This window comes from uncultured Psychroserpens sp., from assembly GCF_947501425.1.
Classification (GTDB): domain Bacteria; phylum Bacteroidota; class Bacteroidia; order Flavobacteriales; family Flavobacteriaceae; genus Psychroserpens.
Genome location: NZ_CANMVN010000008.1, coordinates 1 through 26,845 on the forward strand (window position 1 = coordinate 1; position 26,845 = coordinate 26,845).

Here is a 26,845-nt window from a genome sequence, read left to right on the forward strand (position 1 = left end):
ATTTATCGCCAGTGTGCCATTACTGGTCTCTTTTCCCATGCCTTTTTCAACAGTAATACGTTGAAGCTCTTCTGGAGATAATTGATACTTAACTTTAGCATTTTTAATGCCGTATGATTCTAACGAAATCGTTTTCGTAGTTTGTGTATGGTTTACCATAATTTGTTTGTGTTGTTTAAGATGCAAAATTACACATTATTTTAAAGTAGCCTGTTAATTTTAAGATTTATCGGTATTGATTTTTAAAAACTTTATTAACAATATTGCCCAAGCAATAATTAGCATGAGTCCGCCAATTGGTGTTACAAAACCAATGGTTTTGAAATCAAAACCTGAAAGCTCATTAGTTGCCAACCCATAGATAGAGCCTGAAAAAAATAAAACTCCAAAAACTGTTAGATAAAAAATAATTTGCTTGGACTTTATGTTAAGTGCCGAGTAACTTCCAACAAATAACAAAAATAGCGCATGATACATTTGATAACGTACACCTGTCTCAAAGGTTTGTTGTGATTCAACAGAAATCAAGGCCTTCAATCCATGAGCGCCAAAAGCACCGAGAGCAATTGCAGTAAGACCTAAAACACTTCCAGTAATGAGAATTTTTTTGTTCATATATTAATTTAATTTAGGTTTTTATAACCCATTGTATTTAGTAAATTCGTGAACACAAAACTACTCAACAAAACCCATTATGCGAAAGATTTTAGTTATTGGATCAGGAAAATCTGCTTCATACCTTATAAAGTATTTATTAGATAAATCTGTAGAAGAGGAATTACATATTATCGTTGGAGACATTAATATCTCAAATGCAAAAAAGCTCATTGGTGATCATGAGAATGCAAATGCAATTACGCTAGACGTTTTTGATAAATCATCAAGACAAGATGCTATTGAAAATTCAGATATTGTGATTTCGATGCTTCCTGCAAGATTTCATATTGAAGTTGCTAAAGACTGTATTACCTTCGGAAAAAACATGGTCACTGCGTCTTATGTAAGCGATGAAATGCAAAAATTAAACCATCGTGTTACCGAAAAAGGATTAGTCTTTATGAATGAAATTGGAGTAGACCCTGGAATAGATCATATGAGTGCTATGCAAGTTATAGACAAAATTCGTGATAAAGGAGGCAAAATGATTTTATTTGAATCGTTTACAGGTGGCTTAGTCGCTCCTGAAAGCGACAATAATTTATGGAATTATAAATTCACCTGGAATCCAAGAAATGTTGTGGTTGCCGGACAAGGTAGTGCCGCAAAGTTTTTGCAAGAAGGGGCTTATAAATATATTCCATACCACAGACTGTTTAGAAGAACAGAGTTTTTAGAAATTGATAATTTTGGCCGTTTTGAAGCCTATGCCAACAGAGATTCTCTTAAATATCAGTCGGTTTACGGATTAAATGATGTCAAAACCTTATATAGAGGTACAATGCGAAGAGTAGGTTTTAGTCGTGCTTGGAATATTTTTGTACAATTAGGAATGACAGATGACAGCTATACTATTGATGATAGTGAGAACATGAGTTATCGCGACTTCGTCAACTCCTTCTTATCGTATAGTCATACTGATTCTGTAGAATTAAAGTTTAGACATGCACTTAAAATCGACCAAGATGATATTGTTTGGGACAAGCTAGAGGAGTTAGATATTTTCAGTAAAACAAAAATGGTCGAACTTAAAAAAGCGACTCCAGCTCAAATTCTTCAAAAGATATTAATGGATAGCTGGACGCTTGAAACAGATGACAAAGACATGATTGTGATGTACCACAAATTTGGATACGAATTAGACGGTAAAAAGCATCAAATTGATTCAACTATGGTTACCATTGGTGAAGACCAAACCTACACTGCAATGGCGAAAACGGTTGGATTGCCTGTGGCTATGGCTACGCTAGATATCTTAAATGGAAAAATTACAACACCTGGTGTTCAAATCCCAATTACCAAAGAAGTGTATGAACCTATTCTTGACGAATTGAAAGATTATGGTATTGCGTTTACCGAAAAAGAAGTGCCTTATTTAGGTTATAATCCGTTGAATAACTAAATTCAAACCATTATTACTGAAATGAGCCAGGCATACATTATTTAAATCATCATGAAAATAGTTAACCAAAATATTCAAATTGACGGTATCGATAAAAAGATATTGCGCGCTTTGATGGCCGATGCCAGAACACCTATTTTAGAAATTGCCAGATTAGTTGGTATTTCTGGTGCTGCGATACATCAGCGACTTAGGAAATTGGAAAAATCGGGTCTCATCTCTGGTTCAAAATTTGTGATCAATCCAAAAGTATTAGGCTACACAACGATGGCTTTTATTGGCATATACTTAGACAAAGCCATTAGTAATCCGCAAGCTGTAAAACAATTACAAAAAATTCCTGAGGTCTTAGAATGTCATTATACTACTGGAAATTGGAGTATTTTCATAAAGGTCTTATGTAAAGACAATGAACACTTGATGTATGTTCTTAATCATGATATTCAATCCATAACAGGTGTCTCAAGAACTGAAACTTTTATTTCACTGGATCAACAAATTGAGCGTCAAATAAAGATCTAAAAATCGACAATAACAAAAAAAGGCAATCTCATAAGATTGCCTTTTTTTGTATTATATAATAAATATATTTTTATTGGATTACCAGCTTTTTAACAGTTGAAGCATTGTTGGAAGAAATGGTCATAAAATACATTCCTGTAGATAACACAGATCGTAAATCCAATTCTTTATCTACAGTTGTTCCTTCTAAATTAATAGACGATACTGTACGACCGTTAACATCAGTAACAGTAACCATTTCAAGCGCTACACCTGAATTTTTAATTGTAATTCTACCATTAGAGGGATTTGGAAATACCGAAACTGCAGCATTTAAATCAAACTCATTAGTTGATAAATTTGGAATATTCAATTTTAAGGGTATTGCTGCTACTAAAGCATCATAAGTAGCATCTAAACCTGGTGGATTAGGATCTGTACCATAATAATTAGCAGGATTTGTTAATGCTATTTTGGCCTCTTCTATTGTAGTAAATGTATAAGTTCCATTATAAATAGTATTATCAAATTCTACATCAACACCAGAACCAGCTCCAACACCTAAAGCCGTTCTAGGTAAACCTGTATCAGTCAAACCAAAAGGTAAAGATGTTTCATTACTATCATTTGGATCTCCAGCAAATTGAGTAGAGGCATTGTGAATCACAAAAATATAGGTCGGATTATTTGCCGCATTTGTTCCTCCAGCAGCATCAGTAGCATCTTGAAATACTACAACCTGATCTCCCGATGTTGCTAATCCAAAAGTGCCCGTAATTCTAGAATCAGTGTAAGGTGCAAAATTTGGATTTCCTTGAAACTTAATAATTTCACCAGCATCATGACCTCCAGCAGGTACTGTATATTTCTGTGCACCTTCTGTACAAGCAGGCGTTCTAAATCCGTCTGCTAAAGTTGTGGTACCGCAATCTGTAAAATAAATTCCTGTCCCTTCTGCCAAGTCGACATAAGTCACAAAAGCAAAATTGTCAGGTGTATCGGCTTGGTTCCATAATACACCAATATCACCTGCAGCTAATGTAGTTTGCGCATTTGTTTTCACACTAAACAATAGTGCACTAACACTAAATGTTAATAAAAGTAGTTTTGTTTTCATAATTCAATGGTTTAAGTTAGATACTAAATGTACTGTATATCAGCACATTATTGCTATTTTATTTGGTTTATTCTACGAATTACACAATTCGACGATAAAACCTTCCTTTGCTATTAAACAATTAAACTACATAACACAATTAGTTGCAGGTAATAGGAGATAGATTTAAGATTATTGTATAATTAATTTCTTAGTTATTGATGCGTCATTAGAACGAATTGTTACTAAATACAAACCAGACGTTAACGCATTGGTTAAATTGATTTCTTTATCTTGAGTTGCCCCTTCCAAATCAATAGTACTCACAATACGACCATTAATATCAGCTACTTGCATAGACTCTAAAGCTACTCCTTCACTTTTAATAGTTATAAGCCCGTTTGAAGGATTAGGGAATAAGGTCACACTGGCGTTTAAACCCAACTCATTAGTTGACAAAGTTGTAATAGTTAATGCTGCTGGTATAGCAGCTACAGCTGCATCATAAGTAGCATCTAAACCTGGTGGATTAGGGTTAGATCCGTAGTAATTAGCTGGATCTGTCAATGCTATTTTTGCATCTTCAATAGTTGTAAAGGTATAGCTTCCTGTATACACAGTGTTGTCAAACTCCACATCTACTCCTGGACCTGCACCAACTCCTAAAGCCGTTCTTGGCAATCCAGTATCGGTTAATCCAAATGGTAAAGAGGTTTCATTACTATCGCTAGGATCTCCCGTAAATAGTGTAGAAGCATTGTGGATTACAAAAAGATAAGTTGGAGTATTCCCTGCATTAGTTCCACCTGCTGCGCTTGTAGCATCTTGGAATACAACCACTTGATCTCCTGATGTCGCTAAGCCTAGGGATCCAGTAATTCTAGAATCGCTATATGGAGCAAAATCTGGACCAGCTGCTCCATCTACATACTGAATAATGTCACCTGCTGATAAACCTCCAGATGGTGCAGTATATTTTACGGCTCCTTCAGTGCAAGCAGGCATTCTAAACCCATCAGCTAATGTTGTAGTACCACAATCGGTAAAGTAGATTCCTGTCCCAGCTACAATATCTACAAAAGTCACAAAGGCAAAACTATCAGGCGTATCAGCTTGATTCCAGAATACAGCAATATCACCAGGCGCTAGTGTTGTTTGCGCATTGGTATTAGTGTTAAACATAAAAGCACTTACAATAAATGCTAAAGAGAGTAGTTTTGTTTTCATAATAATTAGTTTTTAAAAAGTTGAAAACCAAAGGTACTGAATGCGATTCCAGTACCTCAGGTATAATATGGATTTTCGATAAACGGTATCTTAGCTTCTCGAAGGATATATTCCCTGTAGTGCAATAATGTAGTTTACAGCCTGATACGGGTTTCTTATTGAAAACGGCTGACTTGCACCATTTATACTTGTTGCTCCAGACATACTAACCGTATTTCCTGTCATTGATTTATCAGGTGCATCAGTATTGAAATGCATTCCAGTAGTAGCCACACCAATAGTTTTACCTTGAGGATCCTCAGAAGTTCCATCCTCCTCATTTACACCAAGTGTTCCTTTCAACTGTCCTGCATCGTGACCATGATTAGCCATTTCTAAAGAGTTTAAGTAGTGTACTTCCGCTCCACCTTTTTGCCCTAATACTATTGGCGATAAACCTGGTCCATTTCCTGCACTAACAGCCTCACGCCCTCTCAAATCAGGTAATGCAAAAGTTGTTCTTCCATCACCTCCGTAAGTGGTTCCTAAGATTGAAAATAATGCTGTATATTGATTGATCGGTAATAATTGTCCTGCACATATTGCCCAACCGCGTGGTGCAAAATTACCTCCGAATATTTCAATTTGTCCTATCATTGGATTCATAATAATGTATGTTTTTAAATTGGTTATTTGTTTAATTTATATGGTACGTTCATCTAAATATTAATTCAATTTCGAACGTAACCAAAGCACACATCTATTTAGTTTCTTGATGGGAATGTTCCTTGAACTGCAATGATATAGTTAACAGCTAGATAAGGATTTCTTATAGAAAATGCTTGATTACCACCAGTATTCCCTGTATTTCCAGATACACTCACTGTGTTAGCTGTCATTGTTTTGTCAGGTGCATCAGTATTGTAAAGCAATCCATCTGTAGCAACACCAATCGTTTTTCCTTGTGGATCTTCAGAAGTTCCATCTTCTTCATTCACTCCTAATGTTCCTTTCAACTGACTTCCATCATGGCTATGAGCAGGTAATTCAGGTACAGTAAGCGTATGCGTTTCTGCTCCTCCTTTTGCGCCTAATCTAAAATCAGCTAATCCTGGTCCATGACCTGCACTAATAGGTGCACGACCTCTTAAATCTGGCAATCCAAAAGTAGTTCTACCATCACCTCCATAGGTTGTTCCTAAGATTGAGAATAATGCTGAGTTACTCGCGATTGATAGTAATTGTCCGTTACATAATGCCCACCCTCGTGGTGCAAAATTTCCACCGAACATGATAATTTCTCCTAAAAATTGATCCATAATAGTCTAATTATTTTGTGATTAATATGTTACAAATGTGAGATTATCACCTATGAAATTTTACCGCAAAATCACTATAACTTAAAAACACGTAGAAATACCTGTTTTTTCATATTCACACCTCTTATTTTCTACAATTTGAGTAGCTTTAAGGAATATTAATCAACTAAAACTAATTATTATGAGTACAACACCTTTAACTAGAACGCTTAAAGAAGGTACAGATTGGACAGAAAACTGGCAAAAAAATCACAAAACATTGCCTAAAGCTTTCAGAATCCCAGTAGATGATTTAGTAGCTTGTTTTAATGAGATGAACCTTAAGTTTTCTCTTGACACATCTACTAACAAGTTAACATTGATACCAGGTACTTTTAATCCTTCTTTGAGAGGATATCTTGCAACAGATGACAAAGGAGAAGATATGCTCCTAGTTGTAGGAACATCTACAACAGATGGAAAAAATTACAAAGACATCACATCGGTTGGGGGAAATTCTGCTATTTATGATTTCACAACTCCATGTCCAAGCGACTGTGATAAGGGAAGTATTCTTTATCATGACATAAAGTAATTAAAAAATTATTAATGAAATTAATAAATACCTTTTTTGAATACACAGGAATTATATTGATTTTCATTAATGCAATTCTATATGTTATAAGCTACAGAACTAATGAGAGGGCTGTAGCTTATAAATTTTTCACCTGGTATCTTATTATTTCATTTTTAACATCTTTATCTGTTTTTATTTTAAATAAATTTGTAATCAATAATCTATACCTGTCACATGTTTATTTCATAACACAATTCATTCTTCTAACCTATTTTTTTAGAGCTTTATTCAACCCTAAACAAAAAAAATACCCTCTATTTGTTCTAGCTATAGTATTAACAACTCTCGCTGTCAAATATGCCTATAATCCAAGTTTATTTTTCAAATTTAATCTTACTGAAATTTTTATCACTTCATTTCCCTTGGTAGTTTACTCTATAATACATTTGTATAATTCTCTTAATAAATCCTCTAGTTATATGTATATTAATGCTGGAATTTTGATTTACATATCTACAAGCACACTAATTTTTATTTTAGGAGACTATTTATCAATTTTCAGTAACAATCCAGCAGTAAAAAATATTTGGTTCATTAACAAAGTACTCTATGTTATATACATGATTTTAATATTAATCCAATGGAAAACGAAATTTCAGCAAGTCAAGAGCAAATCATAGGCGCACTTGTTTATGGTATTATATTTCTGGTCTTGGTAACACTGGGACTCATTCTGTTTTTCTACTATTCCAGAAAAAAAATCATTGAAAAAGAAGTGGAAAAAATCAATATCAAACTCGATCATCAGAAAAAAATATTACAAACCACAATTAAAGTTCAGGAGGAAGAACGAAATAGAATAGCACAGGACTTACATGATGCGATTAGCTCCAAACTCAACGTAGTAAGCTTAACAACAAATGTTTTAATTGATGATGATTCTATAAGTAATGAACATAAAGACGCTTTAAATCACATTCTGGATATCACAACAAGAACCTTAGAAAGCTCCAGAAAAATAGCACATGAACTCATGCCTCCAATATTAGATAAATTTGGTTTAAAAGTTGCTTTAGAGGAGTTATTTGACGAGTTTACATCCAATACATCTATTAAGATTAGTCACGATATTGACACCTTAGACCAGCTAGATAAACACAATGAATTACATGTGTTTAGAATAGCACAAGAGCTCATTAATAATGCGCTTAGACATGGAAAAGCAGATCAGCTTATAATGGAACTAAAAAAACAAAACCAGGGATTTGCACTAGTATTTAAAGATAACGGTATCGGTTTTGATGTTAAAGCCAATAATAAAAAATCTGGTATCGGATTACAAAATATAAAGAGCAGAGTTGCTATATTAAATGGGCAACTTTTTGTTGAGAGCTCAAAACATTCAGGAAGTACATTCACTATAAACTGTCAGACATATGGACACTAAAATCACCATTGCAATTGCAGATGACGAATTGTTATTTAGACAAGGACTCATCTCTATTTTAAGCAAAGAAAGTAACTTAGATATTCTTTTTGATGCTGAAGACGGAAATGATCTCATGACCCAATTAAGAGCAGCAGAACAACTTCCAGAGATTGTAATTACAGATCTAAAAATGCCTGGTCTTAATGGAGTAGAAACCACTAAATTGATACGGAAAGAATTTCCAGATATAAAAATCATTGCGCTCACCAGTTATTTCAGTAAACCCTTTATCATTAACATGATCTCTATTGGTGCTGTAGCCTATTTGGCAAAGAACAGTACTCCAAAGCTAATGCTAACAACCATTAAAGAGGTCGCCGAAAAAGGTTTTTACTATGATGAACAGGTTATGAAATTTATTCATGAAGGCTTACTCAATAGTAATGAGCAACTTAAAAAGTCAAATTTTGACACCACTTATTTTACCAAGCGTGAAAAAGAGGTGCTCGGATTGATTTGCGAACAATTCACCACTAATGAAATTGCCGAAAAGTTATTTATTAGTCCACGAACCGTTGATGGGCATCGCAATAACCTCCTACTAAAAACTGAATCCAAAAATCTCGCAGGACTTGTGGTATACGCTATTCAGAATAAGTTAGTTAATTTGGAAGAGAAGTTTTAAAATTAAAAAAGCATCCTGTTAAGAATGCTTTGATATATGATGTCTTCGGAAATCTTTAATCTCTTGACATAAAAATCTGTAAAACATACCAGAAGAGGAGCATTAATGATGCAAACAATCCTAATGATGCAGGAATATAATCCTCTTCAGAATATTTATGAATCAAATTTGATGTTTGATATAAAATTGAACCACCTGCTAACATACACATGGCTACTGAAAACCATAAGCCAAGACTAAATCCGAATAAAGATCCAGCTATTATTAGACCTAAAGCAATAAAAAAGGCAATAGTCAATCCCGTTTTCAAAAAAGAAAAATCCCGTTTTGTCACAAAGACTACTGCAGTAATTCCAGTAAAAAGCGCAAGAGTTACAATGGCTGCCTGATTCAGTATCTCTGGTCCTGATTCCATATAAAACGCAGCAATATAAATCATTGGCACAAAAATAAATGCTTGAGCAAAAACATAAAGTCCATAAGCCAAATATTGCTTGGTCTTGTCCTGAGTTTTCATTGTCATCCGCTCTGCATAGGTTGTCACCAACATAAAACCACCTAACATCAATAACCATCGCATACCTTGCGTCATTGACAAGGCAAAATTAACTATAGCATCACTTTGAAGAAGCAACCATTCAAATAGTATAAATACTAAAACACCACCTGCAACATGTGCATAGGTTTTTTTATAAAAGGCCACACGTGCCTCACTAGTCAAGTGACTGACTAATAATTTACCTTCAAAATTATCAAAAGAGTTTTCTGTTGAATTTTCCATATATAAAATTAGTTAAGTAAGATCCAAAATACTAAAAATGACAGTGATTCATGTGTAAAAAATCGAAAATTTCTAAATACACTTAATCTCTTCTTCCACCAAACACCTGAAGTCCCCAATATAACAGTGAGGCCAATGCACCAATGGCTGCCACAAGATAAGTTCTTGCTGCCCATTTTAGAGCATCTTGAGATCCCTTATACTCTTCTGGTGTCACCATGTTTTTATTTTTTAACCAGGCTAAAGCTCTATTACTGGCGTCGTACTCTACTGGTAAGGTTATAAAACTAAATAAGGTTGCTGCTCCCATAAATACTAATCCTGCAACAGCTACCCAATAGCCAAGACCAACACCTGCTCCAGCACCTAAAACCAATCCACCAATAACCAACCAAGTTGACATTCCTGAAGTTACAGAAACTACAGGCACTAAAGCTGATCGCATTTGTAGTGCACTATAAGCTTGAGCATGCTGAATGGCATGACCACATTCATGTGCTGCAACAGCAGCAGCAGCAGCATTTCTCTGGTTATAAACAGCTTCACTTAAATTTACCGTTTTATTTTTCGGATTGTAATGATCTGTTAACTGGCCTCTAACCGAGATGACCTCAACATCACTAATACCATGATCCATAAGCATTTTCTCAGCAATCTCTTTTCCGCTCATACCATTGCGCAATTGTACTCTTGAATATTGAGCAAATTTTCGTTTTAACTGACCGCTTACTAGTGCACTAACTAAAGCTATAGCTCCAATTAGTACATAATATCCCATCATTCCACTCATAACATTTTATATTATAATTATTGTAGATATATCAACAAAAAGTAAGCCAATTTTAGCTTAGGAAATTTTGTCAGTAAACTGCATCTCAAAATCTATTTCATATAGCAGACACAGACCAATTAAATGCTTCGGCAATTTCTTCATAGACAACTTTACCATTGACAATATTTAATCCCTTGGCTAAAACCTCGTCGTTAGCGCAAGCTATTTCCCAGCCTTGATTGGCTAATTTCAAAACATATGGCAAAGTAACATTTGTTAAGGCAAGTGTTGACGTATAAGGAACAGCTCCAGGCATATTTGCCACACAATAATGTACAACATCATCAATTATATAGGTAGGATTTTCGTGTGTTGTGGGTTTTGTGGTTTCTATACAACCTCCTTGATCAACGGCAACATCAACAATGACAGTACCTGGTCGCATATCTCTTAACATGTCTCTTGTTATTAATTTAGGTGCTTTTGCTCCTTTAATTAAGACACCTCCAATAATTAAATCATGGTCTCTTATACGTTTTCTAATAGTATATTCGCTTGAAAACTCAGTTACAACATGATTAGGCATTACATCATTAACGTAACGTAATTGCTTCATATTAATATCCATAATGGTCACATGAGCTCCTAAACCAGCAGCCATTTTAGCAGCTTGAATACCCACAACTCCAGCACCTAAAACTAAAACTTTTCCCGGAGGAACACCAGGCACTCCTCCCAAGAGTACACCTCGACCTTTAATAGGTTTTTCTAAATACTTAGCGCCTTGCTGAACTGCCATTCGACCTGCAACCTCAGACATTGGCGTTAGCAATGGCAAAGAACCGTCTTTATCTTCTACTGTTTCATAGGCAATACAAACAGCTTTACTTTGAAGCATTGCTTTGGTAAGAGCTTCACTTGACGCAAAATGAAAATAGGTGAAAATGACGTGATCAGAGGTAATCAAAGGATACTCTTCTTCAATAGGTTCCTTTACCTTAACAATCATCTTACTTGATGCATAAACTTCTTTTATAGTCTCAAGTACATGAGCTCCAACATCAATATAATCCTGATCAAAAAAACCACTACCAAAACCAGCATTTTTCTGGACAAATACAGTATGACCGCTTTTTGTTAACTCAAAAACACCAGAAGGAGTCATACCTACACGACTTTCATTATTTTTAATTTCTTTCGGAACACCTATAATCATTGACTACATATTTAATGGTTTCAGAAAGAAAAATACAATGAATATTAAAAGAGAAGCCAAGCAAGTATAACTTCTTAAATATTTTTATGAATTTCTCAAATTTGAGAGCTCATATTATGAAATTTTCAATTTGTACTCGCTTGATGTATTTTCTAATTGTTGATACATAATTTATTGTTTCAATAAATACCGTGAAAGTTATGGCTATCAGTCTTCAGCATAAATTGCTTTTACGACTCTGCTGTTCTCAAAGATCACTATGAGTTGGTCTTCTTCAGATTCAAAAAAGCTCGGTCCTTTTCCAACTTCATAAATCATTTGAAAGTTCTGTTCTGAACTAAAAAGATCTGGTTCGCCTAAAAGTGAAATGACTTCAACATCGGTTTTCCCTAAAAGCAATTCATTATCAACAATATCCTCGCACATTTTATACCGCATGGTAGGATTTGAACGCCATTCCTTTTCATTGAATCGCTCCTCAAATAACCAAATTAGAGAGCTTGCAGAGATAAATGCCACAAAAAAGAACAATAACACCTTGTCATATTTTTTGAAGCCAAAATTCATGTATCCTATCCTACAATATTTACAATTTTCCCAGGTACGATAATCACTTTTTTAGGAGTACGACCATCTAATTGAGCAATAGTTTTCTCATGAGCCATCACTGCTTTTTCAATATCCTCCTTACTCAAATCCAATGACAACTCTATGGTAAATCGCATTTTACCATTAAACGAAATTGGATAATTCTTGCTACTCTCTACTAAATGTTTCTCTTCAAACTTCGGAAATGGAGCTGTGGAGATTGATTGGTCATTACCAAGTCTGTTCCATAACTCTTCAGCAATATGAGGTGCATAAGGTGAAATCAAAACAAGTAACGGTTCTAGTATTGCTTTACTAGTACATTTTTGCGCTGTCAATTCATTTACTGCGATCATAAAGGTAGACACAGACGTATTGAAAGAGAAGTTTTCAATATCCTCTTCAACTTTTTTAATAGTTTTATGAAGTGTTTTCAGATTGTCTTTTGTCGGTTCAACATCATTCACTTTTAAGCCATTGTCATCTACAAATAGCTTCCATAACTTTTTAAGAAAACCATGCACACCTGTAATACCAGCCGTATTCCAAGGCTTGGCTTGTTCTAAAGGCCCAAGGAACATTTCATAAAGACGAAGGCTATCGGCTCCGTATTGCTCGCAAATGGAATCTGGATTAACAACGTTGTATTTGGACTTGGACATCTTTTCAACTTCACGACCAACCTTGTAAACGTCATTATTATTTTCAATGATTTCTCCGTTTTCTCCAATAAAAATTGCATCATTAAATTCTTCTCTCCAATTTTTAAAAGCTTCAATATCTAACTCATCCGATGCATTTATAAAAGAAACATCAGAATACAGGTTTTGAAAGCTATTCATTCCAATAGAAATTTGAGTTGTATTCTCAGTGGTTATACTAAATAATAAATCACTTAAATTATTAAGAATATTAGTATTAGAATGTGATAATCCATTATTTAATTTACTTCTTCGAAGTGTTAATCTAAATTCCTTATCAAGTTTATTTTCAGAAAATATTCTTTCTATTTCATCAATATATTTTGAAGAAAGAAATACTTTATTCAAATTGTCTCCAACAGTATCTTTTCCATATTTATTTCTTTGGCCTTGACAACCATAAAAGCTTAACCTATATACTATAGCACTCGTACCTAAAATCATGCCTTGGTTAATCAGCTTCTTAAACGGCTCATCCACTCCAACAAAACCTCTGTCGTGCATAAACTTCACCCAAAAACGCGAGTACAATAAATGTCCTGTAGCGTGCTCGCTTCCTCCAATATAAAGATCAACATTCTCCCAGTATTTTAATGCGTCTTCCGTAGCAAAAGCACCATCTCTATTAGCAACCTCTTCCATGTATCTAAAGAAATACCAAGAGCTTCCTGCCCAACCAGGCATGGTGTTGAGTTCTAAAGGAAAGACATTTTCATTGTCTATCAACTCATTTGAAACGACTTTGTTATTTTTTTTGTCCCACGCCCAAACATCTGCACGACCTAAAGGTGGTTCACCTTCTTCGGTTGGTAAATATTTTTCAACTTCTGGCAATAGAATTGGTAGGTGTTTCTGCTCGATCATTTGCGGCATCCCGTTCACATAATACACAGGAAAGGGTTCTCCCCAATAGCGTTGTCGGCTAAACACCGCATCACGCAATCTATAGTTTGTTTTTCCTTCGCCCTGACCTAATTGTTCTAATTCATAAATGGCGCGTTTTGTAGCTTTCTTGTAGTTCATTCCGTTAAGGAAATCGCTATTAGCAATAATGGTGTTGTCTTTATCTCCAAAGGCTTCTTCGGAAATATCTACACCTTCAAAAATGTTAGGAATAGGAATATTGAAATGTTTAGCAAAATCATAATCACGTTGATCTCCACATGGTACAGACATCACTGCACCTGTTCCGTAGCCAGCCAACACATAATCACCAATCCAAATTGGAATCGGTTCTTTAGTAAATGGATGTTCTGCATAAGCACCCGTAAACACACCAGAAATGGTTTTTACATCTGCCATACGATCGCGTTCGCTTCGTTTTGCTGTAGCTTCAATATAGGCATCAACCTCAGCTTTTTGATCCTCAGTAGTAATTTTTGATACTAAGTCGTGCTCTGGAGCTAAGGTCATAAATGACACACCAAAAATGGTGTCAGGTCGTGTGGTGAACACTTCAATAACCTCGTCGTGATCATTAACATTGAACGACACAGAAGCACCAACCGATTTCCCAATCCAGTTACGCTGACTTTCCTTGAGCGAATCGGTCCAGTCAATAGTATCTAATCCTTGAAGTAAGCGTTCAGCATAGGCAGAAATCCGCATACTCCATTGGGTCATTTTTTTTCTGATTACAGGATGACCACCACGTTCAGATACGCCATTAACAATCTCGTCGTTAGCCAAAACAGTTCCCAATGCAGGACACCAATTCACTTCAGTTTCGGCAAGATATGCCAATCTATAATTTAAAAGAATCTCTTGTTGCTTTTCAGAAGAATAACTGTTCCATTCTTCCGCAGAAAATAAATCAACACTCTCATTACAAGACTCATTTAAGGTATAATTTCCTTGTTCTTCAAACAAAGCTATCAGTTCCGAAATTGGAAATGCTTTTTCATGAACTTTACAATACCAAGACTCAAATAGCTGAATAAAGATCCATTGGGTCCACTTGTAATACTCAGGATTACTGGTACGTACTTCTCTACTCCAATCAAATGAAAACCCGATTTGATCTAATTGTCTTCTATAGGTTTTTATATTGGTTTCGGTAGTAATTGCTGGATGCTGACCTGTTTGAATGGCATACTGCTCGGCAGGCAAACCAAAACTATCATAACCTTGAGGATGTAACACATTAAACCCTTTGTGGCGTTTGTAGCGCGCATAGATATCACTGGCAATATAACCTAGTGGGTGACCAACGTGTAATCCTGCTCCACTGGGATAAGGGAACATATCTAATACGTAATATTTAGGCTTATCACTATTGTTTTCAGCTTTGAATGTCTGATGCTCTGCCCAATAATTTTGCCACTTGGCTTCTATCTCGTTGAAATTGTATTTCATAACTTATATAAACAATCGTTGTTTTATGTCATTTCTAGCGCAGTCGAGACATCTTATTATTTTCTTCACTAACATCTCGACTACGCTCGATGTGACAGTTGAAAAGACTGATCTGTTCTAAATGACATTTAAAGTTCGCAAATTTACAGGTATTGCAACACAATTAAAAGTTTAAGCGTTGTAAACCTTATACAAACAAATTGTTTTTTATTTTTACAGCATTAATCCAGCACTTTTATGAGTACATCTTTTGACAGATATCAAAAACGAAAATTAATTTCTTCATACTTTTCTGTGGTGATCAGCATTGCATTGGTCTTGTTTTTATTGGGATGTCTTGGATTATTAGTTCTTAATGCTAAAAAAGTAGCCGATCATTTTAGAGAGCAGGTAGTTGTAACCATTTACTTAAACGATTCTGCAAAGGAAGTGGAAGTAAATCAACTACAAAAAAGTTTGGCTATGGCTGAATATACTAAAGACGCCAAATATGTGTCAAAAGAGGAAGCTGCTCAAATTGTCAAATCTGATATTGGTGAAGATTTCATGGAGTTTTTAGGAGCTAATCCACTTCAAAATTCTATTGATGTCTACCTAAAAGCAGATTATGTCACCAACGAAACTTTAGATGGTATCACATCCGAACTCGCTAATAAAGCCTTTATTGAAGATATTAAATACGATAATGATCTGGTTGAGATCATGAATAACAATGTGAAAAAGATCACGTTTTGGGTGCTTATTTTAAGTGCACTGTTTACATTAATAGCAGTATTATTAATTAATAGTTCTATCAGATTAGCAGTTTATTCAAAGCGATTTATCATTAAAACTATGCAAATGGTTGGAGCTACCAAACGCTTTATTAGAAGACCATTTGTGTTTAAAAGTATTCAGTTAGGAATTATTGGAGCTATCGTTGCTTTGATTGGAATGGGTGTTGTATTGTACTATCTGAATATAACGTTCCCAGAATTAGAGCTTTTACAAAAACCAGTATTGATTGGCGCCTTATTTATTGGAGTTTTTCTTCTTGGTATTTTGATTACTTGGATTAGTACATTCATTGCCACACAACGTTTCTTAAATTTGAAGACCGACCAATTGTATTATTAAACTCAACATATTTTGAAAAAACTCTTATTCCTTTTTTTAGCGCTGTCTACTTTTGCTTGCAAGACTGAACCTCAAATGCCTGAAAATTTTGATTATGGCTCTATTGAAAATAGCGTCTATACAAACAATTATTTCAATATGCGCTTCCCTTTTGATGAATCATGGGATGTACAGTCAAAAGATGAGATCCAAAATATTATGGATTCAGGCGAGGATATTATTACCGATGATAGGATAAAACGCGCCATCAAAGCTTCAGAAGTTAATACTGCTAATTTGTTTGTTGCCTATTTCTACGAATTGGGAAGTGTCTTTACCTATAATCCTTCAATAATAATTGTTGCCGAAAACATTAAGATGTTTCCACAAGTCACAAGAGGAAGTGATTATTTAGTTGAGGCTAAAAAAATACTAAAAGGCACTTCTTTAGGGTACGAGTTTGAAATGGGAACAGAACCTAAAATTATCGATGGAAAAAGTTTTGACATCATGAACGTTACTGGTAATTACATGGGAAATCAGTTTAGTCAAAAATATATGTCAACCATAACGAAGGGATTTAGCCTGTCATTTATTTTATCTTATAACTCTGATGACCAATTAAACCAATTAATGGAAGCCATAAATAAGATGTCTTTTACAGATGGAAAATCTAAAAAGAAAAATTAAATAGTATAATAACATCTACTTTTAAACGATAGTATTTATATCCTCCAACCATAACCAGTTGTGAAAACGCTAACTAAATTTAGATACTCTTAACGCTAAAGTTTTAAATAAAACCGTTACTTTGCATTTACCAAAATTGTTTTTCGGTACTTCAGAACATATTGTACAACTGGCAATTTGTGATGAAATTATATTTACAGAATTCCCCTCTAACGCAAAAGCCACAGAGGATTAAGTTAACATTATGGGAGAACAGAAACGAAAAGAAACAACTAAAGACGATTTTATCTTCGGAAAGAAAAACTACAAGTTTATGCTTATTGGTTTAGCTTGTATTGTACTTGGTTTTATTTTGATGTCTGGTGGTGGTAGCGACGACCCAAATGTCTGGAATCCTGATGTATTTAGCTGGAGACGCATCAGACTAGCTCCTACTTTGGTCCTTATAGGTTTTGGTATTCAGGTGTATGCTATTCTACTAAATCCTAACAAGGATTCTAAATCTTAAAACTTCTATATAAATTCTAATTCTTTTTATCAATTGGTAACTCTATTTTGATATTTTTGCCTCATGGATATCATCGATTCAATTGTATTAGGAATTGTTCAAGGACTTACCGAGTTTTTACCTGTGTCTTCCAGTGGTCATCTGGAGCTAGGAAAAGCTATTCTTGGTGATAAATCTGTTCCTAAAGAAAGCCTTTTATTTACTGTAGTTCTACATTTTGCTACTGCACTAAGTACAATGGTCGTGTTCAGAAAAGATATTCTGGACATCATTAAAGGTATTTTGAAATTTGAGTGGAATGAAGATCTTCAATTTATTTCAAAAATTGCCTTATCTATGATTCCTGCAGTTATTGTAGGTCTTTTTTTTGAAGAACAATTAGAACAACTATTTGGTGGAAACATTCTACTCGTTGGCTGTATGCTTATCGTTACTGCTTTATTGTTATTCTTAGCCGACAGAGCTAAAGACACTAATAAAAAAGTAAGTTTTGCCAATGCTTTTGTAATTGGTATTTCTCAAGCTGTCGCCATGTTACCAGGAATTTCAAGATCTGGAGCTACAATTTCAACATCTGTATTACTTGGAAATGATAAAACTAAAGCTGCTCGATTTTCTTTTTTAATGGTAGTTCCTCTAATCTTTGGAAAAATTGCTAAAGACGTTTTAAGCGGAGATATTACTTACGAAAGCTCAAACTTTACGAGCTTAGGCGTTGGCTTTATAGCGGCATTTGTGGCTGGATTATTTGCTTGCACTTGGATGATTGCTCTGGTTAAAAAAAGTAAGCTATCCTATTTTGCATTTTACTGTGTTATTGTTGGTCTTATTACCATTGTTTTTTCGCTTTTAAATACCTAATTCCATGACTGCTGAAGACTTCAAGAATGGTCAGACCTTACTCATAGACAAACCTCTTACTTGGACCTCTTTTCAAGCGGTTAACAAATTGCGTTGGGAAATACGGCAAGCCTTTAACATAAAAAAAATAAAAGTGGGTCATGCAGGCACACTAGATCCTTTAGCTACAGGATTACTTATTATTTGCACAGGCAAAATGACCAAACAGATTAATACGTTTCAAGGTCAGGACAAAGAATATACAGGTACTTTTATTTTAGGAAGTACCACACCTTCATACGATCTGGAAACTGAAATAGACCAAACGTTTCCAACTGAGCACATTTCCGAGGCAATGCTACATAATGTCACTAAACAATTTATTGGTGATATTGAACAATTTCCTCCTGTATTCTCAGCCTTAAAAAAAGACGGAAAACGCTTATATGAATATGCCAGAGCTGGCGAACACGTGGAGATCAAATCGCGTACAGTTCACATTTCAGAATTTGAAATCACGAAAATTGATGGTCTAAACATTTATTTTAGAGTAGTGTGCAGTAAAGGAACCTACATTCGTTCTTTGGCTCACGACTTCGGAAAGGCATTACAATCTGGTGCTCACCTTTCGGTATTACGACGTACAAAAATTGGCGATTTTGATGTAAAAAATGCCATATCTCCTCAGGATTTTATTGCTAATTTAAGTACTGACAATAGCTAGTTTTCACTCAATTTGATCCAATTTGTGTATCTTAACGTATATAATAGACCAACTTTAATTAAAATTACGCCTACTTGACCTTTATTGAAAAACATAAAGCACTTCTAATAACGTCCTTAATAACAGGCACGTTGCTTCTTGCGATGTTTAGTTTTCACATTAAGAAAAAAACCGAATTTATTGCTGAAAGTTATTACGAGATCGAACCTCAAACCATTGAAGAGCTTGAGAAACTTGAACGTTTGAAAGCCCTTGAAGAACAAGAAAACACGTCTCCAAAAACCAATCAGGCATTTAATGAAGATGAAGAGTTTAAAAAAATTATGCGAAACTTCAAATCGGTGAGCAATGACATTGAAGATGCTTCGGAAACACCCGAAACGCCTTCAGAAGACACCTCTGAAAATCCAGAAGATGTATTGACATCTAATGAAACTATTGGCACATCAAAACGCTATGCCTTAAATGACGAGGAGCGAAAAACTTTCAATAAAGCTAATGATATTTTGGCCATGCATTCTTCAGAAAAAGACGATAAAAACACCAAAGGAAATTCCAGTAGTAGCGTTTCTTTTTCATTGAGTAATAGAACAAAAATTAGTCTGCCTCCTCCTGTTTACCTTTGTGAGGAAAATGGGAAAATTATAGTAAATATTACAGTGAATGCTAAGGGTATTGTGACCAACACCTATATTAATTCGTCATCGTCTTCAAAAAACCAATGCTTGATTGATCATGCCTTAGAATATGCAAAAAATGCCCGATTCTCCTCTGCTGAGCGTAAAAGCCAGATTGGTTCAATCACCTATTATTTTCAAGGCAAAAGGTAGTTACAGTTCTAAAAGCTGTAAGACATCACTAATAATATTCTGTCCTTTATTTTTATTATACCAGCCTTGCAGCGCTTCTTTAAACTCAGGAGTTAATGTGCCATGCTTAGCTTTGAAATCATTGACCATTTGGGTTGCTTCACTTGGTCTTGGACCAAAGGTATTTAATACCTCTCCAGTTGTATTATCGATCATGATCAGTTTAGCAATAGCACGTCCACCATTGGTAAGAAACTGGCCCATTAATGCTTCATTTTCATCTCTAAATACCAGTTTCAAATCGATGTTTTCAGAAAGTTCAGCTATTTTATTTAATACGGGAATCACATGAGCCGCATCACCACACCAACTTTCGGTGATGACCAACCAAGTTACATTTCCACTGAAATTTGATACTTTTTCCTCAATGTCTTCGGAAATTTTAACGGTTTTATCCCAACGCTTCATTCTACGGTCGTTAAGCATGGTGTAGTTGGCTAATGCTTCTGTTTTATCTAAACCTGAAGTAGACCCTTGCTCAACTAATTCGCTTACTAATGCGCGATAATCATCATAAGAGATGGCTTTTTTTAAGCTATCTGAAATGATGTTCTGTACTGATATGTGTTCCAATGTTATCATAGTTTTAAAAACTCAAAATTACATCAAAACAGATCAAAATCATGTAATTTAAGTTACAAACTATAGACCTGTTTTGACAGTGCTTCATTATAAGACGGATTCTTTGTGAAAAACTTACTATTTTTAGTTTTCAATAGAATACTTATGACAAAACATAAATGTGGCTGGTGTCTTGGTGATGATCTTTATGAGGCTTATCACGATACAGAATGGGGTGTTCCTGTTAAGGACGATGACACCTTGTTTGAGTTTTTAATTTTAGAGACCTTTCAAGCGGGTTTAAGCTGGATAACTGTTTTAAAAAAACGAGAAAACTTCAGAAAAGCTTTTGATCAATTTGATTACAAAAAAATTGCAGCATATGATCAAAAAAAGATTGACCGCTTATTGCAAAATGAAGGCATTATAAGAAACAAACTCAAAGTAAATGCTACTATTACTAATGCGCAGGCTTTTATGGCTATTCAAGATGAATTTGGTTCTTTTTCGAAATATATCTGGGGCTTTGTTGATGACAAACCTATTAAAAATGCTTTTAAAGACTACAAACATGCACCTGCCAACACACCTTTGAGTGATGTCATAAGTAAAGATCTAAAAAAACGCGGATTTAAGTTTGTGGGTTCTACAGTTGTATATGCACATATGCAAGCTACAGGAATGGTCAATGATCATGAGATTAATTGTTTTAGATATGATGAAGTATAAACTAGTAAGTACGATATTTGGTTTCTTTTTTTTTGTAAGTCTTACAGCACAAACGAAAAATGAAAAGGAGCTGAGAATAGATATTTCTAATTTTCCAGAGCATGCCCAAAGCATTTTGAGAACACTTCCTGAAAAAGCAAAACGGGTAAAATTTTATAAAGAAACGGATAGCATAAAGGAAAGTTTTGAAAGTAAATTCAAGTATAAGCATCATTGGCACAGTGTTGAATTTGATAGTGATGGAAATCTGGAAGACATCGAAGTAAATATAAAAAAGAAACAAATTCCTAATCCTGTTCTTGATGCTATTAACATGCATTTAAAGAACAATTCTGATAAATACGACATTATAAAAATACAAGAGCAATATGTTTATGAGGCTAAAATTTCCGAAGCAGAATTATTAAGTGCTGTACTCGAAAAAAGAGAAAAAATGGCGTCTAACTATGAAATTATGATTGCATTAAAAAAAGATAAAATCTGGAACTTACGCGAAATCACTTTTAACAGTCAAGGTCATTTTTTAAGCACCCGAAATATACAACAAGATAGCTATGAATATATCATGTACTAGAGTTCTAGTCGTGCTTTTTATGTTTGTAGCTACAACCAGCAAGGCACAAGATAACACTGAAGCTTTTCATGAACATGAATTTGCATTCCGACATAAATTTAGCAAGAACTACAGTGCTAATTTCGGACTGGGTTCTCGAGCCTTTATTTACACAGATGATGCGCTTTCTTATAGAATGCGTCAAATACAAATTAGTCATTTTTCTACAGTAAAACTAGACTTAAAACACAGTATTGCCTTAGGTGTAATGTTCAGAAACAGAGCTCTTTTTGAAGACTCCAGCAATGAAATCAGACTCACACAACAGTTTAATAAAAAAACCATTTCTCGAACTTTACGTCTCGGACACCGAATTAGAAGTGAACAACGTTTTTTTGAACATTACACTGCTTTTAGGTTTCGATATCGATTGGCTTTAGATCTACCATTGCAAGGTTTAAAATTAGATGTTGGCGAAACCTATCTCGTCGTATCTAATGAAGGTTTGCTAACCAATTCTAAGATTGATAAACCCGAAATTGAATATCGCTTATCTCCCTCTATTGGTATGCTGTTATCAGAGGGTTTAAATATCGAATTTGGTCTGGAATTACGTCTGGACAAATTAAACATAAACACCGAAGAGACTTTATTTTTTAATACCTCAATTGAGTATGACCTTTAGTCTAAATAGCTTAAAAACTCTGCTCTTGAAATATCCTCTGCTCCTAAACTCTCTAGGTGGTTAGTGTAGATCTGGCAATCTATGAGCTTGTAATCAGACTGCTGAACAAATGAGATAAAACCCACTTTACTGGCATTACTAACAGTACTAAACATACTCTCACCACAAAAAATACCATTTCCAACATCCACGCCATATAATCCACCAACTAACTGATCATCTAACCAAACTTCAACAGATTTAGCATATCCCAATTTATACATTTGTACGTAAGCCGCTTTCATACTTTTAGTAATCCAGGTGCCTTGTTGACCATCTCGCTTAATTTTGGAACACTGCTCAATAACAGCCTCAAAATCTTTGTTTAGAGTAACTATAAAATCAGTATTCCTGAGGACTTGCTTCATACTCTTAGACACTTTTAGTTTCTCTGGAAACAAAACAAATCTTGGATCTGGAGACCACCAAACAATGGGCTCTTCCTGATCAAACCATGGAAAGATGCCTTTTTTATAGGCAAGACATAACCTTCTGGGCGACAAATCACCTCCAATAGCTACTATACCCTCTTTTGAAGCAGTTGATACATCTGGAAATTCTATGTCTTTATTAAGAAAATGCATATGATACTACAACGTTATAGTTGATAAATTGTGTGTTAAATCTAGCAATTAACTTTGAAAATTTTTCATTTTTTGTCATCTTTGATATGACCTTTGTGAATTAAATTTTGTTCATCATTGCTTTTTTTTGAGTTTGTTTGTAAAGGTCAAACCTAAAACCACAATACTAAGTCCCAAAGAAATTTGGGACTTTTTACATAAAAAAAAGCCTCAATGATCATTGAAGCTTTTCTATTTAATTTTTTAAGGTCTTTAAAACGGTAGATCATCGTGATCTTCTTCATTTAAATTTGTTGCTGGTTCAAAAGCTTCTGTTGGAGCTACTGGTGGCATATTTTCTGCCTCAGATTGTAAAGCTTCAATTCTCCATCCTTGTACAGAATTAAAATATTTAGTTTCCCCTTGAGGGTTAACCCATTCTCTTCCCCTTAAGTTGATATTTACTTTTACAGCCTGTCCTACTTGATAGTTATTTAATAGATCGGTTTTATCTTGAACAAATTCAACCAAAATATGTTGTGGATATTGTTCTTCTGTCGTTACTACCAATTCTCTCTTTCTAAACCCATTGCTTCCAAACGTTTGAGTTTCTCCAATCATTTTGATTTTTCCTTGTACTTCCATTTTTGTATTACTTATATTTAATTTAGATTGTTTTTAATTCCTAAGATAGGAGCAATTTCCATGCACTATCTACATCGCCATAGCTCAAATAGTTTCTGGCAATTTTATGTTTTTCGTGATGAGACATATCTTTAATGTTTGGATAACGTTCACTTACATTAGTTATGAATTCATCAATTTCTTGTTGTTCTGGCAAGCTCTCAACATTACCTAACATGCCTAAATCATTTCCTGTTAGCACCATGCTGTTTTTAACTTGACTTGGCATGGCATCTACTCCAATACCTAGAGTTGACAAAGGCTTAGGGATTTCAAAAAATCCTTTCTTAGCACGATTATAATAACTACCACCAGCTCTGGCCACTAAATCTAATTTCTCTTGCACTATAACTTCTTTGTCATCAAGTACCTCATCAGAAATGTGTAGTTTAACCACTTCACAGATCACTAAGTTTCCTGCACCACCTTCGGTTCCTAAATGCACAATTTCATTTACTTTACATTCAAACTGAACAGGAGATTCAGCCACTCTAAACGGTTTTACAATATCAGACGCTAACATGGTTAGTCCTGCTTTTTCAAACTCATTTACGCCTTTAGCATACTCTGTACTACTCAAAGACATTTGCTGAACAATATCGTAATTAACAACGTTGATAACAACTTCTTTGGTAGCCTCAGCATTTTCTAATGTGTGTTTCGTAGTATTGTTTCTAACACGACGTGCTGGAGAAAAAATCATAATAGGCGGATTGGCACTAAACACATTAAAAAAGCTGTAAGGTGACAAGTTAGGTTTTCCATCTGCATCTACAGTACTTGCAAAGGCTATAGGTCTTGGCGCTACTGCACTAAGCAAATAACCATGTAATCGTGCTGTCGAAATGTCTTTTGGATCAAAAGATGCCATTTGTTGTTGTTTTCCCCTTAAAGATAACCGCTTCAAGATATTGAAATGCAAATGTAACCATATTGTCAATGTTATAAAAATGAATTCAAGTATCTCAACACAATATTATTAACATAAATCCTTTATATTTAAAATTCAAAATTATAGTTAATGGCTTTAACCATAAACCGAAATATGACACGATGGATTATCATCGTCTCCTCCTTTATTATTATCTCATTGATTCTATGGAATACCTACGTGTTTTTTCAGTATTTTAAGTCTGAAGAGCAAGCAAAAATGAAGATATGGACAAATGCATATGTAGAGTTTTCGAATAATTTAAACGACATACAATCTGGAACAGATGATGTTGAAATAAATATTGTAGCAGAAGGTATTGTTACCGATTCTACACTTACTACGCCTCTTCTTCTACTTGGAGAAAATAATAAAATTCTCAGCTCGAGGAATATCTCTCCCTACAGCAATAGTGGCAAGGCAGAAGACATTAAAAAAGATTCTGCTTATGTTGCCCAGAATTTTGATAAACTGATTGCAAAGTTTAGCGCAGAGAATGAACCTGTTGTTCTTGAGAACCTAAACAGAACCTTGTACTACGGAAATTCACCTCTACTAAATAAACTGAAGTACTATCCACTGGCACTATTACTAATCATTTTTCTATTTGCTGCAGTTGCATATTTCTTTTATAAAAGTTCAAAAACTGCCGATCAAAATAAACTCTGGACTGGTATGGCAAAAGAGACAGCACATCAAATTGGCACACCCTTATCGTCTCTTGTGGGTTGGACCGAAATATTAAGAAATGAAAAAGTTAACCCAGAATATCTTGTAGAAATTGAAAAGGACATTTCAAGATTACAAACCATTACAGATCGATTTAGTAAGATTGGTTCGGTGCCTACTCTAGCAGAAACTGATATTGTAAAAGAAACACTAGATACCTACGAATATCTAAAAGCACGTTCTTCTAAATTAATAGATTTTGAAATCATTGCACCTGAAAAAACATTACAGGTCAACCTCAATAAACAATTGTATAGTTGGACCATTGAAAATCTGGTGAAAAATGCCATTGATGCCATGAAAGGTAAAGGAAACTTAAAATTGGCTATCACTCATGATGATAAATTTGTGAAAGTAACTATCAAAGACACAGGCAAAGGAATTTCTAAACAAAATTTCAGCTCAGTCTTTCAACCAGGCTATACCACTAAAAAACGAGGCTGGGGATTAGGATTATCTCTAGCAAAACGTATAATTGAAGACTATCATAATGGAAAAATTAAAGTGCTTCAATCTGAAATAGGAAAAGGGACAACCATGCAAATTTCATTGAAATTACTATCTTAGAGTTCGATCATGAAACAACAGCAATACTTTACATTAAAAGAAGTTCAGCTTAATAATAACTGTCCGGAATGTTATTCTAATGAGGGTTTAGAGTTGACATTCAAACAGCGATTTGTTGAAAATGCTTTTTACAAAGCTATTACTACTGATACTATTAATGAAATGCATTGTAAGACCTGTAATACTGATATTTTCCCTGTACGATGGACCAACGATATTGAGCAAGTTGTAGCCTATCAACAACGTGCCGCTACTCCTAAACCGAAATCGATTAAACTGAAGAAATTAGCATGGATTCTAATCATTGCTGATGTTATACTATTGATTGTAGTCATTTTGTTTATGACTGGAATTATATCGATCTAATTACAAAAACGAGGCTATCTTTTGAGCCGTTGCTTCAAACGCCTCTTTATCCATTTGAGTTTTACTTGTAAATCGAGCGTCCTCCATAGTAGTTAATGGTATAAGGTGCACATGCACATGAGGAACTTCCAGACCAATAACCGACATTCCAACACGTTTGCAATCCACAGCTTTTTCAATGGCAATAGCAACCTGTCTTGAGAATTCCATAAGACCATGATATGTTGTTTCGTCTAGATCAAATAGTTTGTTCACTTCCTTTTTTGGAATGCATAAAGTATGACCCTTAGCGTTTGGATTGATATCTAGAAATGCCAGATAATTTTCGGTCTCTGCTACTTTATAACATGGTATGTCACCACTGATAATTTTTGTGAAGATTGATGCCATAATTTAGTGCTTTGTGTCACCTTGAGCAAAGTCGAAAGTTGATGTATTTAAAAACTTA

Annotated in this window: 31 protein-coding genes; 16 read left to right on the forward strand and 15 right to left on the reverse strand. The window is 34.6% G+C overall.

Translation table 11 applies throughout. The annotated features are described in order from the left end of the window. Positions 1-219: 219 nt before the first annotated feature. Positions 220-615 carry a DUF423 domain-containing protein gene (locus Q0951_RS12700; RefSeq protein WP_299337393.1) on the reverse strand — a complete coding sequence of 132 codons (396 nt, stop codon included), beginning with the start codon at positions 613-615 and terminating at the stop codon, positions 220-222. A gap of 79 nt (positions 616-694) precedes the next feature. Between Q0951_RS12700 and Q0951_RS12705 the strand changes: the two genes are divergently transcribed. Together Q0951_RS12705 and Q0951_RS12710 are read left to right on the forward strand one after the other, a co-directional pair. Continuing rightward, positions 695-2,059, forward strand: coding sequence for a saccharopine dehydrogenase C-terminal domain-containing protein (locus Q0951_RS12705; RefSeq protein ID WP_299337395.1), 1,365 nt, complete (start codon positions 695-697; stop codon positions 2,057-2,059). Between the two features lie 51 nt (positions 2,060-2,110). Then, the gene (locus tag Q0951_RS12710; protein WP_299337396.1) at positions 2,111-2,581 is read left to right on the forward strand and encodes an Lrp/AsnC ligand binding domain-containing protein; all 471 of its coding nucleotides are present in this window, start codon (positions 2,111-2,113) and stop codon (positions 2,579-2,581) included. A 70-nt stretch (positions 2,582-2,651) separates the two neighbouring features. On the opposite strand, the gene Q0951_RS12715 is transcribed toward Q0951_RS12710, so the two are convergent. The 4 genes from Q0951_RS12715 to Q0951_RS12730 all read right to left on the reverse strand — a co-directional run bounded on the left by Q0951_RS12715 (position 2,652) and on the right by Q0951_RS12730 (position 6,181). Then, a complete protein-coding gene (locus Q0951_RS12715; protein ID WP_299337398.1) occupies positions 2,652-3,677 on the reverse strand; it encodes a T9SS type A sorting domain-containing protein in 1,026 nt (341 codons plus the stop codon). 171 nt (positions 3,678-3,848) lie between these two features. Beyond that, positions 3,849-4,883: a T9SS type A sorting domain-containing protein gene (locus tag Q0951_RS12720; protein ID WP_299337400.1), complete on the reverse strand. Its 1,035-nt coding sequence runs from the start codon at positions 4,881-4,883 to the stop codon at positions 3,849-3,851. A 90-nt stretch (positions 4,884-4,973) separates the two neighbouring features. Beyond that, positions 4,974-5,528, reverse strand: coding sequence for a phage tail protein (locus Q0951_RS12725; RefSeq protein WP_299337401.1), 555 nt, complete (start codon positions 5,526-5,528; stop codon positions 4,974-4,976). Between the two features lie 98 nt (positions 5,529-5,626). Next, entirely contained in the window at positions 5,627-6,181 is a 555-nt protein-coding gene (locus Q0951_RS12730) for a phage tail protein (RefSeq protein ID WP_299337403.1), read from the reverse strand. 181 nt (positions 6,182-6,362) lie between these two features. On the opposite strand from Q0951_RS12730, the gene Q0951_RS12735 reads away from it, so the two are divergent. The 3 genes from Q0951_RS12735 to Q0951_RS12745 all read left to right on the forward strand — a co-directional run bounded on the left by Q0951_RS12735 (position 6,363) and on the right by Q0951_RS12745 (position 8,851). Beyond that, positions 6,363-6,755 carry a hypothetical protein gene (locus tag Q0951_RS12735; protein WP_299337405.1) on the forward strand — a complete coding sequence of 131 codons (393 nt, stop codon included), beginning with the start codon at positions 6,363-6,365 and terminating at the stop codon, positions 6,753-6,755. A gap of 622 nt (positions 6,756-7,377) precedes the next feature. Beyond that, positions 7,378-8,184, forward strand: a complete 807-nt coding sequence (locus Q0951_RS12740) for an ATP-binding protein (protein ID WP_299337407.1) — start codon at positions 7,378-7,380, stop codon at positions 8,182-8,184. Then, positions 8,174-8,851: a response regulator transcription factor gene (locus Q0951_RS12745; protein ID WP_299337409.1), complete on the forward strand. Its 678-nt coding sequence runs from the start codon at positions 8,174-8,176 to the stop codon at positions 8,849-8,851. The genes Q0951_RS12740 and Q0951_RS12745 overlap by 11 nt, the downstream gene beginning before the upstream one ends. A 55-nt stretch (positions 8,852-8,906) precedes the next feature. On the opposite strand, the gene Q0951_RS12750 is transcribed toward Q0951_RS12745, so the two are convergent. The 5 genes from Q0951_RS12750 to Q0951_RS12770 all read right to left on the reverse strand — a co-directional run bounded on the left by Q0951_RS12750 (position 8,907) and on the right by Q0951_RS12770 (position 15,264). Continuing rightward, the gene (locus Q0951_RS12750) at positions 8,907-9,632 is read right to left on the reverse strand and encodes a Bax inhibitor-1 family protein (protein ID WP_299337411.1); all 726 of its coding nucleotides are present in this window, start codon (positions 9,630-9,632) and stop codon (positions 8,907-8,909) included. 82 nt (positions 9,633-9,714) lie between these two features. Then, complete coding sequence (locus Q0951_RS12755) at positions 9,715-10,413, reverse strand: zinc metallopeptidase (RefSeq protein ID WP_299338006.1); 699 nt, start codon at positions 10,411-10,413, stop codon at positions 9,715-9,717. A gap of 106 nt (positions 10,414-10,519) precedes the next feature. Further along, positions 10,520-11,620, reverse strand: a complete 1,101-nt coding sequence (ald, locus tag Q0951_RS12760) for an alanine dehydrogenase (RefSeq protein WP_299337413.1) — start codon at positions 11,618-11,620, stop codon at positions 10,520-10,522. Between the two features lie 207 nt (positions 11,621-11,827). Further along, positions 11,828-12,187: a hypothetical protein gene (locus Q0951_RS12765; protein WP_299337415.1), complete on the reverse strand. Its 360-nt coding sequence runs from the start codon at positions 12,185-12,187 to the stop codon at positions 11,828-11,830. 5 nt (positions 12,188-12,192) lie between these two features. Continuing rightward, positions 12,193-15,264, reverse strand: coding sequence for a leucine--tRNA ligase (locus tag Q0951_RS12770; RefSeq protein WP_299337416.1), 3,072 nt, complete (start codon positions 15,262-15,264; stop codon positions 12,193-12,195). Positions 15,265-15,501: 237 nt separating this feature from the next. Between Q0951_RS12770 and Q0951_RS12775 the strand changes: the two genes are divergently transcribed. The 6 genes from Q0951_RS12775 (at position 15,502) to Q0951_RS12800 (ending at position 19,951) form a co-directional block, all read left to right on the forward strand. Continuing rightward, entirely contained in the window at positions 15,502-16,380 is an 879-nt protein-coding gene (locus Q0951_RS12775; protein ID WP_299337417.1) for a permease-like cell division protein FtsX, read from the forward strand. 12 nt (positions 16,381-16,392) lie between these two features. Further along, the gene (locus tag Q0951_RS12780; protein ID WP_299337419.1) at positions 16,393-17,049 is read left to right on the forward strand and encodes a hypothetical protein; all 657 of its coding nucleotides are present in this window, start codon (positions 16,393-16,395) and stop codon (positions 17,047-17,049) included. Between the two features lie 244 nt (positions 17,050-17,293). After that, the gene (locus tag Q0951_RS12785; RefSeq protein WP_299337421.1) at positions 17,294-17,557 is read left to right on the forward strand and encodes a DUF3098 domain-containing protein; all 264 of its coding nucleotides are present in this window, start codon (positions 17,294-17,296) and stop codon (positions 17,555-17,557) included. A gap of 63 nt (positions 17,558-17,620) precedes the next feature. Then, a complete protein-coding gene (locus Q0951_RS12790) occupies positions 17,621-18,418 on the forward strand; it encodes an undecaprenyl-diphosphate phosphatase (protein WP_299337423.1) in 798 nt (265 codons plus the stop codon). A gap of 4 nt (positions 18,419-18,422) precedes the next feature. Next, the gene (gene truB, locus Q0951_RS12795) at positions 18,423-19,121 is read left to right on the forward strand and encodes a tRNA pseudouridine(55) synthase TruB (protein ID WP_299337425.1); all 699 of its coding nucleotides are present in this window, start codon (positions 18,423-18,425) and stop codon (positions 19,119-19,121) included. A 74-nt stretch (positions 19,122-19,195) separates the two neighbouring features. Continuing rightward, positions 19,196-19,951, forward strand: a complete 756-nt coding sequence (locus Q0951_RS12800) for a hypothetical protein (RefSeq protein WP_299337427.1) — start codon at positions 19,196-19,198, stop codon at positions 19,949-19,951. On the opposite strand, the gene Q0951_RS12805 is transcribed toward Q0951_RS12800, so the two are convergent. Beyond that, on the reverse strand, positions 19,952-20,572 hold the full coding sequence (locus Q0951_RS12805) for a thioredoxin family protein (RefSeq protein WP_299337429.1): 621 nt from the start codon (positions 20,570-20,572) through the stop codon (positions 19,952-19,954). It lies immediately after the preceding gene. A gap of 144 nt (positions 20,573-20,716) precedes the next feature. On the opposite strand from Q0951_RS12805, the gene Q0951_RS12810 reads away from it, so the two are divergent. The 3 genes from Q0951_RS12810 to Q0951_RS12820 are packed head-to-tail and all read left to right on the forward strand — an operon-like array spanning position 20,717 to position 22,518. After that, a complete protein-coding gene (locus Q0951_RS12810; RefSeq protein ID WP_299337430.1) occupies positions 20,717-21,280 on the forward strand; it encodes a DNA-3-methyladenine glycosylase I in 564 nt (187 codons plus the stop codon). After that, a complete protein-coding gene (locus tag Q0951_RS12815) occupies positions 21,267-21,854 on the forward strand; it encodes a hypothetical protein (RefSeq protein WP_299337432.1) in 588 nt (195 codons plus the stop codon). The genes Q0951_RS12810 and Q0951_RS12815 overlap by 14 nt, the downstream gene beginning before the upstream one ends. After that, on the forward strand, positions 21,835-22,518 hold the full coding sequence (locus tag Q0951_RS12820; RefSeq protein ID WP_299337433.1) for a DUF2490 domain-containing protein: 684 nt from the start codon (positions 21,835-21,837) through the stop codon (positions 22,516-22,518). Before Q0951_RS12815 ends, Q0951_RS12820 begins: the two co-directional genes overlap by 20 nt. On the opposite strand, the gene aat is transcribed toward Q0951_RS12820, so the two are convergent. From aat to Q0951_RS12835, 3 genes are all read right to left on the reverse strand, one after another. Next, on the reverse strand, positions 22,515-23,141 hold the full coding sequence (gene aat / locus Q0951_RS12825; protein ID WP_299337435.1) for a leucyl/phenylalanyl-tRNA--protein transferase: 627 nt from the start codon (positions 23,139-23,141) through the stop codon (positions 22,515-22,517). The two genes, Q0951_RS12820 and aat, sit on opposite strands and share 4 nt — an antisense overlap. A 252-nt stretch (positions 23,142-23,393) precedes the next feature. Next, positions 23,394-23,765, reverse strand: a complete 372-nt coding sequence (locus Q0951_RS12830) for a DUF3127 domain-containing protein (protein ID WP_299337437.1) — start codon at positions 23,763-23,765, stop codon at positions 23,394-23,396. A 40-nt stretch (positions 23,766-23,805) separates the two neighbouring features. Next, complete coding sequence (locus Q0951_RS12835) at positions 23,806-24,675, reverse strand: flavin reductase family protein (protein WP_299337439.1); 870 nt, start codon at positions 24,673-24,675, stop codon at positions 23,806-23,808. A 150-nt stretch (positions 24,676-24,825) separates the two neighbouring features. On the opposite strand from Q0951_RS12835, the gene Q0951_RS12840 reads away from it, so the two are divergent. Together Q0951_RS12840 and Q0951_RS12845 are read left to right on the forward strand one after the other, a co-directional pair. Beyond that, the gene (locus tag Q0951_RS12840; RefSeq protein ID WP_299337441.1) at positions 24,826-26,031 is read left to right on the forward strand and encodes a HAMP domain-containing sensor histidine kinase; all 1,206 of its coding nucleotides are present in this window, start codon (positions 24,826-24,828) and stop codon (positions 26,029-26,031) included. 9 nt (positions 26,032-26,040) lie between these two features. Continuing rightward, on the forward strand, positions 26,041-26,397 hold the full coding sequence (locus Q0951_RS12845) for a hypothetical protein (RefSeq protein WP_299337442.1): 357 nt from the start codon (positions 26,041-26,043) through the stop codon (positions 26,395-26,397). Here the strand turns inward: Q0951_RS12845 and Q0951_RS12850 are convergent, their stop codons facing one another. Further along, entirely contained in the window at positions 26,398-26,787 is a 390-nt protein-coding gene (locus tag Q0951_RS12850) for an HIT family protein (protein WP_299337443.1), read from the reverse strand. Positions 26,788-26,845 lie beyond the last annotated feature (58 nt).